Origin of the sequence: Streptomyces apricus (assembly GCF_008369065.1) — a bacterium.
GTDB classification, from domain to species: Bacteria; Actinomycetota; Actinomycetes; order Streptomycetales; family Streptomycetaceae; genus Streptomyces; species Streptomyces apricus.
Genome location: NZ_VDFC01000230.1, coordinates 1 through 1,115, shown reverse-complemented (window position 1 = coordinate 1,115; position 1,115 = coordinate 1). Strand labels below are relative to the sequence as shown.

The 1,115-nt window shown below is 75.1% G+C and carries 1 protein-coding gene; it reads left to right on the top strand.

The features are described 5' to 3' along the window. Positions 1-1,113 (top strand): DegT/DnrJ/EryC1/StrS family aminotransferase (locus tag FGF04_RS39375; RefSeq protein ID WP_149516189.1); only part of this gene is annotated, 1,113 nt, incomplete at its 5' end. Between the last annotated feature and the right edge of the window lie 2 nt (positions 1,114-1,115).

Below are 1,115 nucleotides of genomic sequence, written 5' to 3'. Positions count from 1 at the left end.
GTCCCCTTCTTCCCGCCCGACCTGTTCGCGGCCGACCGCCGGGTCCTGCTCGGCCTGCTGCGGCGGATCGCCCTCGCCCCCGAGCAGCGCTTCATCCTCGGCGAGCACACCCGCGAGCTGGAACTGCGGCTGCGCCGGCTGTACGGGGCCGAGGACGTGGTCGCGTGCGGCAGCGGCACCTCCGCGCTGACCCTGATCCTGACCGCGCTGGGCGTCCGGGCGGGCGACGAGGTGGTGGTGCCGGCCCTGGGCTGCGCCCCGCTGGCGGCCTGCGTGGCCAACCTGGGGGCCGTGCCGGTCTTCGCCGACGTCGACCCGTACACCCTGGTCGCCGATCCCGGCCAGGTGGAGCGCCGGATCACCTCCCGCACCGCGGCGATCGTGCCGGCGCACCTGTTCTCCGTGATGGCCGACATGCCGCGCTTCGCCGACCTGGCCCGGCGGTACGGCGTACGGCTGCTGGAGGACTCCGCGGTCGCCCAGGGCGCGGTGCTGGACGGCCGGCCCGCGGGCCTGTGGGGCGAGGCAGGGCTCTTCTCGTTCGTGCAGGTGAAGTCCTTCGGCATGCCCGGGGAGGGCGGGGTCGTGGTGACCCGCGACCCGGAGCTCGGCCGGCTGGTGCGGATGCTGCGCAACCACGGACAGGACGGCGAGCGGCGGTTCGTGCACCATCTGGTCGGCCACAACAGCAGGTTCGACGAGATCCAGGCGGCCTTCCAGTGCCACCGGCTGGCCGGGCTCGACGCCCGGCTGCGGCGCAGGGCCACCGTCGCGGAGTACTACACCGCCCAGCTGGCACCCCTGGCCGAGTACGGCGTCCGCACCCCGCCGCCGGGCCGGGAGGGCCGCTGCCACTACGTGTACACGCTGCTGGCCGAGCGCCGCGACGAGCTGGCCGCGCACCTGCGGGAGCGCGGCGTCGGCAGCCACGTGTACTACCCCAACGCACTCCCCCGGCAACCGGCGTTCGCCCCGTACGCCGCACCGGGCGACCGGTGGCCGCATGCCGAACGGGCCGCCCGGACCATGCTCTCGCTCCCCCTGCACCCCCAGCTGACGGATCGCCAGGTGGCCCATGTGGCGGCGGCCGTACGGTCGTTCGCCCTCTCCTGACC